The sequence below is a fragment of the Proteus genomosp. 4 str. ATCC 51469 genome (assembly GCF_003144375.1).
Taxonomy (GTDB): Bacteria; Pseudomonadota; Gammaproteobacteria; order Enterobacterales; family Enterobacteriaceae; genus Proteus.
On the sequence record NZ_PENV01000005.1, the window covers coordinates 95,390 to 110,666 of the forward strand.

The 15,277-nt window shown below is 39.8% G+C and carries 13 protein-coding genes; 9 read left to right on the forward strand and 4 right to left on the reverse strand.

Annotation, left to right across the window (positions count from 1 at the left end; translation table 11 throughout):
• Positions 1 to 116: 116 nt before the first annotated feature.
• Genes DK866_RS07390 through DK866_RS07400 form a run of 3 tightly spaced genes read left to right on the forward strand, consistent with a single transcriptional unit; the run spans position 117 to position 3,931 of the window.
• Positions 117 to 1,535, forward strand: a complete 1,419-nt coding sequence (locus DK866_RS07390; protein WP_109408382.1) for an MBOAT family O-acyltransferase — start codon at positions 117 to 119, stop codon at positions 1,533 to 1,535.
• Positions 1,522 to 2,724, forward strand: coding sequence for an SGNH/GDSL hydrolase family protein (locus DK866_RS07395; RefSeq protein WP_109408383.1), 1,203 nt, complete (start codon positions 1,522 to 1,524; stop codon positions 2,722 to 2,724). The genes DK866_RS07390 and DK866_RS07395 overlap by 14 nt, the downstream gene beginning before the upstream one ends.
• Entirely contained in the window at positions 2,699 to 3,931 is a 1,233-nt protein-coding gene (locus DK866_RS07400) for an SGNH/GDSL hydrolase family protein (RefSeq protein ID WP_109408384.1), read from the forward strand. The genes DK866_RS07395 and DK866_RS07400 overlap by 26 nt, the downstream gene beginning before the upstream one ends.
• Positions 3,932 to 3,997: 66 nt before the next feature.
• Here the strand turns inward: DK866_RS07400 and DK866_RS07405 are convergent, their stop codons facing one another.
• The 4 genes from DK866_RS07405 to gntR all read right to left on the reverse strand — a co-directional run bounded on the left by DK866_RS07405 (position 3,998) and on the right by gntR (position 8,262).
• On the reverse strand, positions 3,998 to 4,936 hold the full coding sequence (locus DK866_RS07405; RefSeq protein WP_109408385.1) for a methyl-accepting chemotaxis protein: 939 nt from the start codon (positions 4,934 to 4,936) through the stop codon (positions 3,998 to 4,000).
• A 152-nt stretch (positions 4,937 to 5,088) separates the two neighbouring features.
• Positions 5,089 to 6,426: a gluconate transporter gene (gene gntU, locus DK866_RS07410; protein ID WP_072069100.1), complete on the reverse strand. Its 1,338-nt coding sequence runs from the start codon at positions 6,424 to 6,426 to the stop codon at positions 5,089 to 5,091.
• Entirely contained in the window at positions 6,423 to 6,977 is a 555-nt protein-coding gene (gene gntK / locus DK866_RS07415) for a gluconokinase (protein WP_109408386.1), read from the reverse strand. The genes gntU and gntK overlap by 4 nt, the downstream gene beginning before the upstream one ends.
• 289 nt (positions 6,978 to 7,266) lie before the next feature.
• On the reverse strand, positions 7,267 to 8,262 hold the full coding sequence (gntR, locus tag DK866_RS07420) for a gluconate operon transcriptional repressor GntR (protein WP_109408387.1): 996 nt from the start codon (positions 8,260 to 8,262) through the stop codon (positions 7,267 to 7,269).
• A gap of 231 nt (positions 8,263 to 8,493) precedes the next feature.
• Here gntR and DK866_RS07425 point away from each other — a divergent pair, with 231 nt between their 5' ends.
• The 6 genes from DK866_RS07425 (at position 8,494) to DK866_RS07450 (ending at position 15,188) form a co-directional block, all read left to right on the forward strand.
• On the forward strand, positions 8,494 to 9,525 hold the full coding sequence (locus DK866_RS07425; protein WP_109408388.1) for an iron ABC transporter substrate-binding protein: 1,032 nt from the start codon (positions 8,494 to 8,496) through the stop codon (positions 9,523 to 9,525).
• On the forward strand, positions 9,522 to 10,517 hold the full coding sequence (locus DK866_RS07430) for a FecCD family ABC transporter permease (RefSeq protein WP_109408389.1): 996 nt from the start codon (positions 9,522 to 9,524) through the stop codon (positions 10,515 to 10,517). The genes DK866_RS07425 and DK866_RS07430 overlap by 4 nt, the downstream gene beginning before the upstream one ends.
• Positions 10,517 to 11,311, forward strand: a complete 795-nt coding sequence (locus DK866_RS07435) for an ABC transporter ATP-binding protein (protein WP_109408390.1) — start codon at positions 10,517 to 10,519, stop codon at positions 11,309 to 11,311. Before DK866_RS07430 ends, DK866_RS07435 begins: the two co-directional genes overlap by 1 nt.
• Positions 11,298 to 12,122 carry a class I SAM-dependent methyltransferase gene (locus tag DK866_RS07440; protein ID WP_109408391.1) on the forward strand — a complete coding sequence of 275 codons (825 nt, stop codon included), beginning with the start codon at positions 11,298 to 11,300 and terminating at the stop codon, positions 12,120 to 12,122. The genes DK866_RS07435 and DK866_RS07440 overlap by 14 nt, the downstream gene beginning before the upstream one ends.
• Positions 12,119 to 12,973, forward strand: a complete 855-nt coding sequence (modD, locus tag DK866_RS07445) for a ModD protein (RefSeq protein ID WP_109408392.1) — start codon at positions 12,119 to 12,121, stop codon at positions 12,971 to 12,973. Before DK866_RS07440 ends, modD begins: the two co-directional genes overlap by 4 nt.
• 268 nt (positions 12,974 to 13,241) lie before the next feature.
• Complete coding sequence (locus DK866_RS07450) at positions 13,242 to 15,188, forward strand: TonB-dependent receptor plug domain-containing protein (protein WP_109408465.1); 1,947 nt, start codon at positions 13,242 to 13,244, stop codon at positions 15,186 to 15,188.
• The last annotated feature ends 89 nt before the right edge of the window (positions 15,189 to 15,277 follow it).

Here is a 15,277-nt window from a genome sequence, read left to right on the forward strand (position 1 = left end):
AAAAGTGGCTTTTATTTATCACAAGATAATCTTTTGATTGAAAGCCAGCTTAGAATTCATAATATATGGGGTAACACGTTTGGTATGACTTTTAAATCACACCCTTAGAGCCATTTATGAATTTTTTTTCATTCGAGTTTCTCGGAGCCTTTGTTAGCTTTTTTATTCTATACTGGCTCTTCCAAAAGCACGTTAAGATCCAAAATATTCTACTGATTACAGTTAGTTATGCTTTTCTCTTTAATGTAGATTATCGCCCTGCGATTATCTTATTAAGCTATACACTGTTTATTTATTTACTAGCAAATATATTAACCAAGTACACCTCTTCTAAAGTCATATATTGGCTATTAGGGTTATTGGTGTGTGTCTACTTTACTGCCTTTAAATATTACTCATTTTTCCAAGAAACGCTGACACAAGCATTCCAACAATGGGGACTCAGCATTGAGTTACCGCTGATTGAATTACTTGCGCCATTAGGGCTTTCATTCTATATATTCCACTCGGTCAGTTATGTGGTTTCTGTTTGTCGAAAAGAGATCCCCAAAGCGCCGTTTTTGGATGTGGTGCTTTATCTATGCTTTTTCCCAAGCATCGTAGCTGGCCCAATTAATCGTGCTAAAGAATTTCTTCCGCAAATTCAGGCTCCAACCCGAAAAATCATTGATTACAAAGGGGCGATCATGCTGATTGTGTTGGCTATCGCAAAACTCTTTTGGTTGAGTGGTTGGTTTTCAACAAACTATGTTGATCCGGTCTTTAATGCACCCGATTTAGCGCAAAGCGGACAAGTGCTGACGGCAGTTTATGCCTACGCATGGCATATCTATTTCAATTTCTCAGGTTACACCAATCTTGTCACGGGTATTGCGTTATTACTGGGCTTTGTCGTGCCTCGTAACTTTAATGCCCCTTATTTAGCGATAAACTTAGCCGATTTCTGGCGTCGCTGGCACATCAGTTTATCTACCTTTATTCGTGATTACGTCTATATTCCTTTAGGGGGTAATCGTAAAGGCGTGATTAGGCAGAACTTTAATGCCTTTGCCGCGATGGTGATTTCTGGATTATGGCACGGCGCTGCCATGACCTTCATTATTTGGGGTGCTATTCATGGGATTGGTGTGGTGCTATTAAATATTAAACACCGCCTCTTTCCTGTGAAGAAAAATGCCCCACCGAGCGCGTTATCGTCATTAAATATGTTGTTGTCATGGATAATCACTTTCCACTTTGTTTGCTTTGCGTGGATATTTTTCCGCAGTCAAACCGTAGGTGATGCGTTTGTGTTAATACAACAACTCTTTAGTACAGGCGCTTGGGCATCATTACAAGCTGAAGGTTTAACGCTCTTTATGTTCTGGGGACTGTTCTTGCTTTATCCTTGCTTTGTGACCTTAAGAGATATAGTGGCTCGTCTTGAGAAAAGAGTGCCGTGGTATGTTTATCCTCTACCACTTGCGTTGATCCTCACAATTATTTTTATGTTGTCTCCAGATGGGGTGCCAGGATTTATTTATGCCAGCTTTTGATTTCTGCTCAAACCTAAAAAAGACAGCAAAAGTTACCTTAATGGTGCTGTTGAGTACCCTTTTGCTGATTTGGCTAAACCAAACATCACTAGAGCGCTTTTGGCAACAACAATATCATCGTCCTGCACCTTGGTCGGGGCTTTCTCATTATTACGCTTGGGAAGTGGGGGGACAACTGCGTGATGGTGTATTTGTTGCAATAGCAAGCTATGGCGATTATCTACAGGTTCACCATCCTGATAATCAGGCAAAACCTATTGTACAAACCTCCACACCAGAGCAACTTCCTGAAGGTTTTGCCGTTGGCTTGCACTTCTTTAATGGATATACGCGACCTGCATCTCAACTAACGCAACGCTTTCCGCAATTATTAGAGCGTAAGCAAACAATGGGAGGATTACCTTACCATTCTGTTACTGACGTCTCTGATGCGGCATTAGAAGCCTTAAAACCTATCGTTCAAAAAACAGAAATTATCTTATCACCAAAAGATAAAGTCCTATTTGCAGGTGATTCAATGATGCAAGGTGTCGCACCGTTACTTAAACGTCAACTGCAAACGGATTACAACATCAGCAGTATTGATTTAAGTAAACAAAGTACAGGGCTTGCTTATCCGCGCTTTTTCAATTGGCCACAAACTATCGCCACACGTTTAGCCAGTGATGACAGCATTAAATTACTAGTGGTCTTTTTAGGCCCTAACGATCCTTGGGATATGCCACCTGATGGTGGTGGGCGTTACTTAAAATTTGCTAGTGAAGCATGGGAAGCAACTTATCGAGCGCGCATTGCAGGTATTATAGAAAACGCCAGACAGAATAATGTCACGGTTATTTGGGTTGGGCCACCCAATATGCGCAAGCAGAAGTTATCTGAAGGTATGGCATACCTTGATAAACTTTACCGAGAAGAAGCTGAGAAAATGGGTGAAATTTACCTTTCCGTCAATGATATGTTTAAATATGAGAAAGATATTTATTCTGATTATATGGGTGATGGTAGCAGCCGTGTTAAGTTAAGAGCTGGTGATGGTATTCATTTTAGCTTAAAAGGTCAGCAAATTATTGCTCAACAGGTATTTTCACGTATTCATCTTCAAGAAGAAACAAAAGAAGATAATGCAGTCGATGATGTAAAAGATAAAAACACGGTTATTGTAAATGAAACAATTAACGCACATCCTTGAGCGTAAAACTTTAGTCAGTAGCTCAATTATACTGGCTTTGGTTTCACTCTTAGTTGCTTGTAACCAAGACACTGAAAAAACAGTGAAGTTACCTACCCCCACAGTATTACCGGCTGATGGTTCAAGACAGCTCTACAACTACCACGATCCTCACTTTTCAAGCTTTGTTAAAAAGTTACAACAAGGCCGTCAAACAGTGCACATTGTTCAGTTAGGGGATTCTCATACTGCGGCTGATTTTTTCAGTGGTAAGTTGCGTGAACGTTTTCAAGCCGATTACGGTAATGGCGGTATTGGTTTTATTCCTCCGACTAATATCGCAGGGCAACGTATTGCAAACGTACAATACCAAAGTGATAAAAAAGCATGGACACTGCTTTCAAGCAGAAAAGATAGCGATCCTGATTTCCCATTAGGTGGGTTTATTAGTGAACCACAAGCTAAATGGGCTAAATTACAGTTATCTGAAAACCCAGTAACTCAACAACGTTATCAGTTACAGGCGCTCTATAAAACGCCAACTACAGCACAAGTAAATGTACAGTCATCGACAAGCAAAGTCCTTTCATTATCGCAAACACAAGGTAAATGGCAGTTTTCAAATCCAACAACGATAACTTTTCCAGTCAGTATAACGGTTAGTAAAAGCCAGCCAGTTAAATTAGGGGGTTGGCTGATCACCAACCAACAACCTGGTGTCATGCTCTCCTCATTAGGTATTAATGGTGCCACAATCAATATGATGGATAGATGGGGTACGCAATGGACAGAAACATTGGGCCAGCTAAATCCCGATATGGTCATTTTAGCTTATGGTACCAATGAAGCCTTTAATGATACCTTCGATTTGAATGCCTATCGCCAACAACTGACAGATAAAATTCGTCAAATTCGCCAACAAGCACCGAATAGCGCTATCTTATTAATTGGGCCGTCTGATTCAGTTAAAAATAAAGAAGCTCCTGACTGCCGTTCACAACAGCCTCAATGGCTCAGCGATATTGTCAGGATACAAAAAGAAGTGGCTCAACAAGAGAAAACACTATTTTGGGATTGGCGTGACTATATGGGGGGAGAATGCTCGATAAAAGCTTGGGCGTTGTATGATTTAGCAAGGCCTGATGGTGTGCATCTTTCTCGTGAAGGGTATGAGAGCAGTGCTAATACACTGTATAGTCAATTGAATACCTTAATGAACAAAAGCTAATTCAGTCTTTCAAGATACCAAAAGGAGCTTATTGCTCCTTTTTACTTTTCTTATTGAGTGGATTAATCACTCATCAATGAGATGTAATAAAGCATCCACATACTTGATAACATCAACACTGGCTTGTTCCATATGTTCGATATACCGAGTTACCGCCTCTTGATTGCCCTCTATATTGGCGCTCAGCGCTAAACGACCACATTCATGCACTAACTTATGGGGTTCTTCTAGGCGACGAAAAGCCTCAGTATTTGCGAATTTCCGACCATCTCCTTGATAATACCATTTTCCTAATCGGCACTCTGTATGCTGATTAACACTGTTTTCATCATCATTATTAAGTAAGTGAATATAGATAGCTTCTTTCCATAAAACATGATCCAGTTTGATGGTATTAAAAAACTGCTCCATCGCAATAAACGTAAAAAGATGTTTTAGGTCACCCGCTTGTTCTGATAATGACACCAAGTTCTGGTGGCCTTCTACAACCAATTGTTTAACTTGTTGTACATGCTCTCGGTTTTTTTCTGTGACTTCTTTAATAAGAGTAAAGCGAGCACCTAAATTATTATTAATGGTGGCAATAGAAGAGGCTTGTTGCTGAATTTCTAAGGATAACTTTTTCATCTCTTGAGCTAATACGGCAAAACCAGCACCTTCACGGCCGATATGACCAGCTTCAATCGCTGAATTTATTGATAAAATATTAGCCTGATTTGAAAGTCTATCAATATTGCAGGCGCTATCTTTGATTTTTTTTAACCAGCCTGAAAAATTGTCTATCTCTTCTCTACTATGTGTAAAATGCGCATCAATTTCATTTAAAAATTGAGCTAATGACTGGGAATTATCTAACATTTCACTAAAGAGATGTTCCATTTCCTCAAGCAAATTAAGCTTATCTTGTAGCTTATTGCTGGATACTAAGATGGAATTTCGAATAAGCGTGATTGTGTGAATATTGCAATCAGTGTGTTTAATAAAAAGCGAATTATAGTCAACCATAATATGACAACCCTAGTGTGCCCACCGAATAAAGAAGCCTATAGGTTAATGAGAAATTTGGTATTTTCTGTCACATTTGATAGTCATTTATTGTAATGAAAAAAAAGCGCGTCAAAAGACGCGCTAAATAATGTGAAAATAAAGATTAGATATTAAAGAAAAGCGAAGAAGATCATGCCTATAACTGCACCTGTTGTGCCAAGAATAGTCTCCATTAAAGACCATGTTTTTAAGGTTTGTGCTTCTGTCGCACCAGTAAATTTACCAAATAACCAGAAACCTGAGTCATTAACGTGGCTAAGAATAATAGAGCCACCAGCGATACACACTGATAATGCCGCCATTTGAGCGCCACTGTAACCCAACTCATTGATAACGGGTAAAACTAAACCAACTGCGGTTAAACAAGCAACCGTTGCAGAGCCTTGAATAACACGCACAGCACCAGCAAGAATAAAACACGCCACTGCAATTGGCATACCTGCGCCAATTAAAGCATTCCCTAACGCCGGACCAACCCCCGAATCCACTAGCACTTGTTTAAAGACACCACCCGCGCCAGTAACTAGTAAGATGATCCCCGCAGGTTGGATTGCTGCAGAACAAATTTCCATTACTTTTTCTTTGCTCATACCACGACGGATCGCAAGACCGTAAATAGCCACTAAACAAGCCACAAGAATTGCAATAAATGGATGACCAACGAATTCAAGAATATTATATAGTTGAGAACCTTCCTCAACGAAACGTGCACCAATGGTTTTGCATCCCACTAACACTAAAGGCAATAACACAAGAGCAAGGCTAAAACCAAAAGAAGGCATTTTGTTTTGACCTAAACTTGGTTCAGTTAAATCTTTTGGTAATTCTAAGGTAACGTAACGGCTAATAAAGTTACCGAAGATAGGGCCAGCGAGTAACATGCCCGGAATAGCCGCACACAGACCAATTAAGATCATCCAACCAAAATCTGCATTCATTTGGTCAGCTAATAACATTGGTGTTGGCCCTGGTAATAAGAAGGCGGCAGCACCTGCAACACCCGCAAATAGAGGGATCGCCATTTTCACCACATTGCCACCAGTACGACGAGCAACAGCAAAGACAACACCAATTAATAAGACAACGGCAACATCAAAAAACAGGGGCAATGCACAAATTAAGCCAGCAATACCCAATGCGTAGTTAGCTCGTTTCTCACCAAAATATTTTAATAATCGAACTGCGATTTGGTCTAATGCCCCAGTTTCGTGTAGCACTTTACCGAACATTGCACCCAGTGCGACCACGATAGAAAGGAAACCTAATGTTCCGCCCATTCCGTTTTGCATAGTTTGCGTGATTTTTTCAAGTGGCATTCCAGAGAAAATACCTGCGCCGATAGCAACAATCATCAATGCAATAAATGCATGCAAACGCGCATACATAACGAAAAAGAGTAATAATAGAACCGAGCCAACCGCAGTTAGCACAAGCGTTAATGTACTCATACTGTTTCCCCTTCAAAAGCCCCTTGTGTCACTGAATTTATTTTATTGATTACACTTTCAATTACATCATCAAGTGGCATTGAAATATCAATTTCATACACATCATTTTCAGCGTTGGTTGGCTCTTCTAAGGTTTCAAATTGAGTCACTAACATTTGAGGTTTAAAGAAGTGCCCTTTACGTGCTTTTAAGCGGCTTTCAATCAGCTCATAGTCACCTTTTAAATATAAAAAGTGCAGGCATTGATTGCCGTCTCTTAACATATCACGATACTGTTTTTTCAATGCAGAACAGACAATTAGCGATACGCTATTAGTTCTTTGCATCGCAAAAGCAGCATCATTGAGTGCTTGTAACCAAGGTTTGCGATCTTCATCATTTAAAGCATGGCCTGATGCCATTTTTGTAATATTTGAGCGAGGGTGTAGGAAATCACCGTCTAAAAATGCGGCACCTGTACGTTGTGCCACACCACTTGCGACCGCAGATTTACCACTGCCTGATACCCCCATTAAGATGAAAACATGGTGTAGGGATTGGGTATCGTTCATAGAATGCTCCTTTAAGGCAGATATTAAGTCTTTTTTGTAATGTTACCCGTAACTGTTACGGGTAACATATCCGAAGTGGTAAGGTAAATACAACAACGAAAATCAACTAAGAAGTGAAAATGTGAGGCGACTCTCAAATGAAAGTAAGATGATCTACAAACTGACAACAAAATATTGGAGAAGCAACTCGATATTTATTTAAGGCTCAATAAAAAACCCTACTGTTAATTATTTCATAACAATAGGGTTATTAAATGATAAATCTAAATATTATCAATAAGTTAAATTATTATATGCTTTCACCTGTAATAATGCGAAAACCAACATCAATAACTTGTCCTCGAGCAATTTTGCCTTTCATACGCTTAAGTAATAAATCTGCCGCTTGTTGTCCCATTTCATCACGCGGAGTAAAGATACTCGCCAGACGAGGAGTCATTACTTGCCCTACGTCATGTCCATGAAAACCAGAGATGGCGATATCATTAGGTACTGAAATACCTAAGCGCTGGCACTCAAAAACAGCACCAATAGCGATATCATCATTGGTACAATAAAGCCCGTCTAAATCAGGATATTGTTTACGTGCTGCATGTAATAATTCAGCACCTAAAGAATACGACGAACTTTTCGGTGTCATTACACTGCCTGTCGGTAAGCCTGCATTTTGCATCGCTTTCTCGTACCCGTTTAAACGCATTAGAGTACGCTCATCCTGTCTTGCACCAAGATAAATAACACGCTTACAACCGCGCTTGATCATTTCACTGACCATCTGTTGTGATGCATCAATGTTGTCTAATCCCACGGCAGAGTCAAAACAAGGTGAAACGCTATCCATGATTTCCACCACAGGAATACCTGCTGTTTCTAGCATTTTTATTGTTTTTGGCGTGTGTGTTCTTTCTGCAAGAATAAGCCCATCAATATTATAAGAGAGCAATGAAAGTAGGCGTTCTTCTTCTTTTTCAGCACGATATCCGTAGTGCGCTAACATAGTTTGATAACCGTATTTATCGGTCACTGATTCAATACCACGAATAACTTCAGCAAAAACTTGGTTAGTTAAAGAAGGTAGCAATACCCCAATCGCATGACTGGTAGAATTAGATAAAATATCAGGGGCGCGATTAGGAATATAATTAAGACTATCTAACTCGCGCGCAATTTTTTCTCGTAAAGCTTCAGAGACCTGTTCTGGGTTACGCAAAAAACGACTAACCGTCATTTTGGTGACACCAACACGTGAAGCTACATCCTGTAATGAGGGGCGTTTTTTCTTCATTTTATATCGCAACTATCCAAAAACATTCGTATTAATACGCGCTTTATTTTTCCAAGAACGCTGATTATAGCCTTACGTTATACACTATTTCGAATAAAGTTTTTCAGATGTGTGCTCAGATTTGATTTTGACTGACTATCCCTTGACTTAAGCCAAAGGAAATATAGTATTCTTCGCTGTATAATAAATGAAACAACGATACCAATATAAAACAATAAACAGTGTGAACTTATGGCGATCCACAGACGACAATTTCTAACTTATCTCACAACAATTGCGACATTATCTGCACTCCCACATTCGGTAAGAGCCGCAATAACCTCGCGTATTGCAGCACAATTTGGTCATATTCCTGCATCAACAGCAATCCATCGCGTGATCAGTGCTGGGCCTCCGACCGATCAATTATTGCTCGCATTAGCCCCTGAAAAACTATTAGGTTTTTCATCCCTTAACTTAGAGAAAAGCCCTTTATTTTCAGAGGATTTACGTAAATTACCTCGTTTAGGGCGTTTGTCAGGACGAGGAAGTACCCTCTCTTTAGAAGCCTTACTAACGCTAGAGCCAGATATCATTATTGATAGTGGAAATGTAGATGAAACCTATCGCTCATTAGCGAAACGCGTTTCCGATCAAACGGGTGTGCCTTATGTGTTAATTGATGGCACATTAAAAGATAGTCCTGCCCAATTGCGTCAAACAGGTGCTTTATTAGGGGTTACAGAAAGAGCAGAAACATTAGCGCTAATAGCAGAGCAATACCTTAGTGATGCAGCCCTATTTGCTTCTGAACAAAAAGCGCACCCGCGTTTTTATCTTGCTCGTGGTGCAAAAGGATTACAAACGGGCGCAAGGCACTCAATTCATACAGAAGCCATTGAGGCATTAGGTTTTGAAAACGTCGTCGATGTTCCTGATTTTACTGGGTTAACGGATGTATCACCAGAACAACTATTAATGTGGGACCCTGAAATTATCATCACACAAGATGAAAATGCCTATCAGCAAATAATGCAAGACTCTGTATGGAAAAGCATCCAAGCCGTTAAAAACAACAAAGTATTACTATTTAAAGGTTTACCATTTGGTTGGTTAGATGGCCCTCCAGGTATCAATCGTTTAATGGGAATACGTCGCCTACAGAGCCATTTCGATCCTCGAATCGAAAAACAAGTAGCTTACGATCTGCAAAATTATTTTGCTCATTTTTACCATACGCAATTAAGTGCTGAACAATGTCAGCAATTACTGGGGTATTCATGAGTCAATCGGCACGCATTACGCTTCTTTTTGCGTTATTTTCCATTGTCGCGTTAATTGCGATCACAAGTGGTAAGTATTCACTTACTACCAATGAGCTGTGGACTCTAGTGAGTAATAAATTAACTGGCAATGTGGAATACAGTCGAACTGAAACTGTCTTTTGGCAAATAAGGTTTCCTCGCGTTCTGGCGGCAATCTTAATTGGTGGAGGATTGGCGATCGCTGGTGCGGCTTATCAAGGTATGTTTCGTAACCCTTTAGTATCACCTGATATTCTTGGTGTTTCGTCCGGCGCTGGCGTTGGTGCGGTTTTAGGTATTTTTCTTGGGCAATCCATGTTGTCGATTCAACTTTTCGCTTTTGCGGGCGGTTTAGCAACGGTTGCTCTAGTCTACTTTATTGCGAGACTTGCGAAACAACATGACCCGGTACTTTCGCTTGTATTAGTCGGTATTGCTATCAGTGCATTATGTGGCTCCGCAATCTCATTAATGAAGATCCTCGCTGATCCTTATACTCAATTACCTTCAATTACCTTTTGGCTCTTAGGTGGTCTTTCGACTATTACCGCTTCTGATTTACTTTCTGTCGCACCTTTAATGTTAGTGGGCTTTATTCCGTTAATTTTACTGCGCTGGCGTATGAATATACTCAGTTTATCTGATGAAGAAGCCCGAGCATTAGGTTTAAATGTCGATGTCACACGACTTGTCTTTATTTTGTCTGCGACATTAATAACTGCAAGTGCAGTTTCTATTGCGGGTATTATTGGTTGGTTAGGTTTAATTGTGCCTCATATTGCAAGATTGTTAGTGGGTGCTAACTTTAGCCAGCAACTCCCTGTTTCCTTACTTGTTGGCGCTATTATATTATTAATCACTGACACATTAGCCCGCACAATCGCCAATATTGAACTTCCATTAGGTATTTTAACCTCTGCCATTGGTGCGCCATTCTTCTTAATGTTGTTACTAAGAACGAGGAAGGGCTGATGATTATTGCTAACGCCAATCGACTCTCTATTGGTTACAAAGGTAAACCCTTAATTAAAGATCTCTCCTTTCATATCGAACAAGGGCAAATAATTTGCTTATTAGGCGCTAATGGTTGTGGTAAAACGACGCTAATGCGAACGCTATTGGGTCTGATACCTTGTATTGACGGTGAGATTAATATTGCGGGTAAAACACTAAGTGAGTGGTCACCAACAGAACTTGCCAAAGTCGTGGCATATGTACCTCAAGCAACACATATCCCCTTTTCTTTCAATGTTATTGATATGGTTGTAATGGGACGAGGTGCGCATCTCTCCTTTTTTTCGATGCCTAGCTCACAAGATAAAACGATGGCAATGGAAACCTTAGAAATGCTCTCGCTTTCTCATCTTGCTCACCGAACTTTTGATACCTTAAGTGGCGGTGAAAAACAGATGGTATTAATTGCACGCGCTTTAGTGCAACAACCCAAATTGTTGATTATGGATGAACCCGCAGCAAGCCTTGATTTTGGTAATCAAATCAAACTGCTTACCCAAGTTAAAGCATTAAAAGCATTAGGGATCAGTGTTTTTATGTCTACACATCACCCTCAACATGCCGCTTCTTTGGCAGATGATGTCATTTTGCTGACACCTCATGTGCCCGTTTTGCAAGATAGACCTGACATTTTGCTGACACCCGATAATTTAGCGCACCTTTATGGTGTACAACCAACAGATATTCAGGCGCATTTTCACGCCTACTCTGATAATAAAAATGACCATAGGCAAGAATATGAACACAATTGAAACCACAGATTTTGCTGAACTTTATAAAAACCATATGGTACAGGCAGAAAGAACCAAAAAAGAGCCGGAACACTGGGATAAACGTGCTGAAAAAATGGCAGAAACCTGTGCCAATCCTAACGATCCCTATTTAATAAAATTTCGTGAAATGATGGATTTTACCGGTGCTGAAACCCTATTAGATGTAGGTTGTGGCCCTGGCTCTATCAGTATTCATGTTGCAGATAAATTCAAAAAAACGATTGGTATCGATTACAGTACAGGGATGTTAGCAGTCGCTAAACGCAGAGCCGAACAAGCAGGCATCAACCACGCAGAATTTATAACGTGTTCATGGGAAGATAGCTGGGATGAGCTTCCTCGTTGTGATATTGCTGTCGCTTCACGTTCAACATTGGTCATGGATTTACAAGCCGCGCTGTTAAAACTAAATCACCAAGCTAAATTACGTGTTTATACCACTCACACTGTTTCGCCAACCTTTGTTGACCAACGCATTATTCGCTTACTAGGTCGTGAGGTTCCTACGCTTCCAACGTACATTTATGCTGTGAATATGCTAAACCAAATGGGTATTCACCCTAAAGTGGATTACATTCGTAGCCGTAATTGCCAAAGTAATTTCAATAGCCTTGAGCAATTTATTGAGGGTATTAACTTCTCTGTAGGGCCTTTAAGCGAAGACGAAATTGTACGCCTAACAAATTACTATCATGAAAGTATTGAAAAAGGTGTTTCACTGATTTCGCCAACTCGTGATTGGGCAATGGTTTCTTGGGATGTCGTTCCTGAAAGTGAGCTGAACCTATGATTTATTATCCTGATGCCTTTCTTGATAATTTGTTGATGGAAGATATCCAATATGGCGACCTCACCAGCCGAGCGCTGAATATTGGTGATCAACTAGGCACCATGACCTTTACACGCCGTGAAGCGGGTTGCGTCAGTGGGATCACTTTAGGTTGTCGCTTATTGGAAAAATTAGGATTAATAGCAATCGCACATCAACAAGATGGCGATTTTGCTAATGCAGGTGATTGCTTAATCACGGCAGAAGGCCGTGCTGATGCACTACATCAAGGCTGGAAAGTGGTACAAAACGTCCTTGAGTGGAGTTGTGGCGTGAGTGATTATATGGCAAGAATGCTAGATATTTATCACCGCTATCAACCTAAAGGGCAAATTGCGTGTACACGTAAAAATATCCCTAATACTAAATTACTGGCGACCCAAGCTGTACTAGCGGGCGGTGGTGTCATTCATCGCCAAGGTTGCTCCGAAACTATTTTGCTCTTTGCTAACCATCGTCGATTTTTATCAGAGCCAGATAATTGGGCACTACATGTTAAACAGTTACGCCAAGCTGCACCTGAAAAATGCATTGTTGTAGAAGCTGATGATATTGAACAAGCAAGAGAAGCGTTAAAAGCACAACCTGATATTTTACAGCTCGATAAGTTCTCTATTGAAGATATCGCACAGCTACAACAAGAAGTACCTCACATTGCACCTCATTGCCATCTTTCCTTGGCAGGTGGTATTAACTTAAACACAATTGAAAAATATGCACAGACAGGCATCAATTTACTGGTGACATCTGCGCCTTATTATGCACCACCGACGGATATTAAAGTTCGTCTTTACCCCAAAAGATTAAATTAAAATAACAACTTATAAGTAAGTGAGTATTTACATATTTAATCAATAATAAATAAAGACAACATCTACTGAATGTAAAAGAAGTTATAACAAGGAAATGGTTGTAATGGCATAGAGGAACATCTTTGCTGAGCTTCTTTTATATGAATTTGTTGCTTTATTTTATAAAAAACCGAGCGCTAACAGATGTCAGTGCTCTTTTTGTTCATTTATTTTTACGCATATCGTTATATAAAAAATTATATATAGATTGTGAACTGAGATTGGAATGATGAAATTAAAACCTCTATGCTGCTGTTTATCTCTTGCTCTATTACCCAGTATTGCTCTTGCTGACACCAATTATGGACAATCTACTCCCGATTTATTAACCGTATGGAGTAGCCCAATTGCAGCAAACCCAGATATATTAACGCAAGAACAAATGCTTGAACAAAATAAGGTCAATGCGGCGCAAGCCATTGCAACATTACCTGGTGTTGTAATGCAAAAATCGGGTAACCGTAATGAGTACACCATTAAAGTACGTGGTTTTGATAGCCGTCAAGTGCCTGTATTCTTTGATGGTATCCCGACTTATGTTCCTTATGATGGCAACTTAGACTTGGCTCGTTTTACCACAAACGATCTGGCAAGCATTGAAGTCAACAAAGGCTATACCTCATTACTGCAAGGCCCTAACTTAATGGGTGGTGCAATTAATATCACTACTGCGACGCCGAAAAAGCCATTAGAAGGAAGCATTGCTTATTCTCAAGGTTTTGCTCGTGGTGCTGATTATGCACACAATATGAGTGCACGCTTAGGTGCGCGTAATGATTTAGGCTTTATTCAAATCAGTGGTAGCCAATTAAAACAACGTTTTACTCCAATTCCTGGTGCTGATGAAAATAATGCAGCTGCGGGTACTCATGGACGTCGTGATAATTCAGCAACAGATGATAAACGTGGCATGATCAAAGTGGGTTGGACACCACGTGCGTCTGACGAATATACCCTAACTTATGTAAAACAAGACGGTGAAAAAAACAGCCCGCCATCAACATTAGGTAAAGGTAAATTTAAATATTGGGCATGGCCGGATTACAACAAAGAAAGCTATTACTATAGCGGTATTACTCAAATTACTGATGGTATCAAATTACAAAGCCGTGCTTATCACGATAAATTTGAAAATACCCTTTATATGTACCCTAAAAAAGGTGATACACCTGATTACAGTCACTATGACGACTACAGTACAGGTGCCGCATTACAATTAGGTATCGATACCCGTGAAAATGATCTGCTCTCGTTCGCTGCTCACTGGAAAGATGACGTTCACCGTTCTCAAAAAGAGAAAAATGGTGATTGGATGCGTTATAAAGACAGAACATGGTCTTTAGCAACTGAATATCAATGGGCTGCCACTAATGATCTCGATTTAGTGGGTGCAATTAGCTATGACTGGCGAGATAGCGTTGAGACTGACAAAGGCGCTGATGATAACAAACAAACAGCCTTTAACTGGGAAATGATGGCAAAATATTCATTAGCCAATGATGATGCTGTACGTTTCTCTGTGTCTGATCGTAGCCGCTTCCCTACACAAAAAGAACGTTACACAAGTGAAAAACCCAAAGATGGCTCTAAAGGGATCATCAATCCAGATTTAGATCCTGAACGCGCATTATCTTTCGACTTAACTTATGAAGGACATATTACGGATAAATGGGGTTACCAAACCAGCATTTACTATAACCGTGTCAGTGATGCAATTATGGCACACACCGTTTATCGTGGTGGCAACGCATTCTTCCAAAACCAAAATAGTGGGCGTGTTGACTATGTTGGGCTTGATTTAGGTACTAAAGGTAATGTGACAGATTGGTTAGAGCTAGGCTTAAATTATAGCTATATCCATAGCGATCCTAAACAAGTAGCACATGTTGAAGGTTTACCAAAACATAAAGCCTATATGTGGATGACATTTATTCCTGTTGAACAGGTTCGCTTTACCATTATGGAAGAAGCACAAAGTTGGGCCTATAACCGCATTGATGAAAATGACAAACTGGCAGGTTATGCAAAAACTGACCTTCGTTTAGATTATGATTTTGGGTATGGAGTTTCTGCTAATGCTTCTGTAAATAACCTTTTTGATAAGTCTTATGAATATACTCAAGGTTATATGGAAGATGGCCGTAATTACTGGTTAGGTATTGAATATAAATTTTAATTTAAATTATTATTTATAAAAAAAAGAGCTGATATCTATCATATATCAGCTCTCTTTTATTCGTAAAAAATCTTATCTTCCATAATATT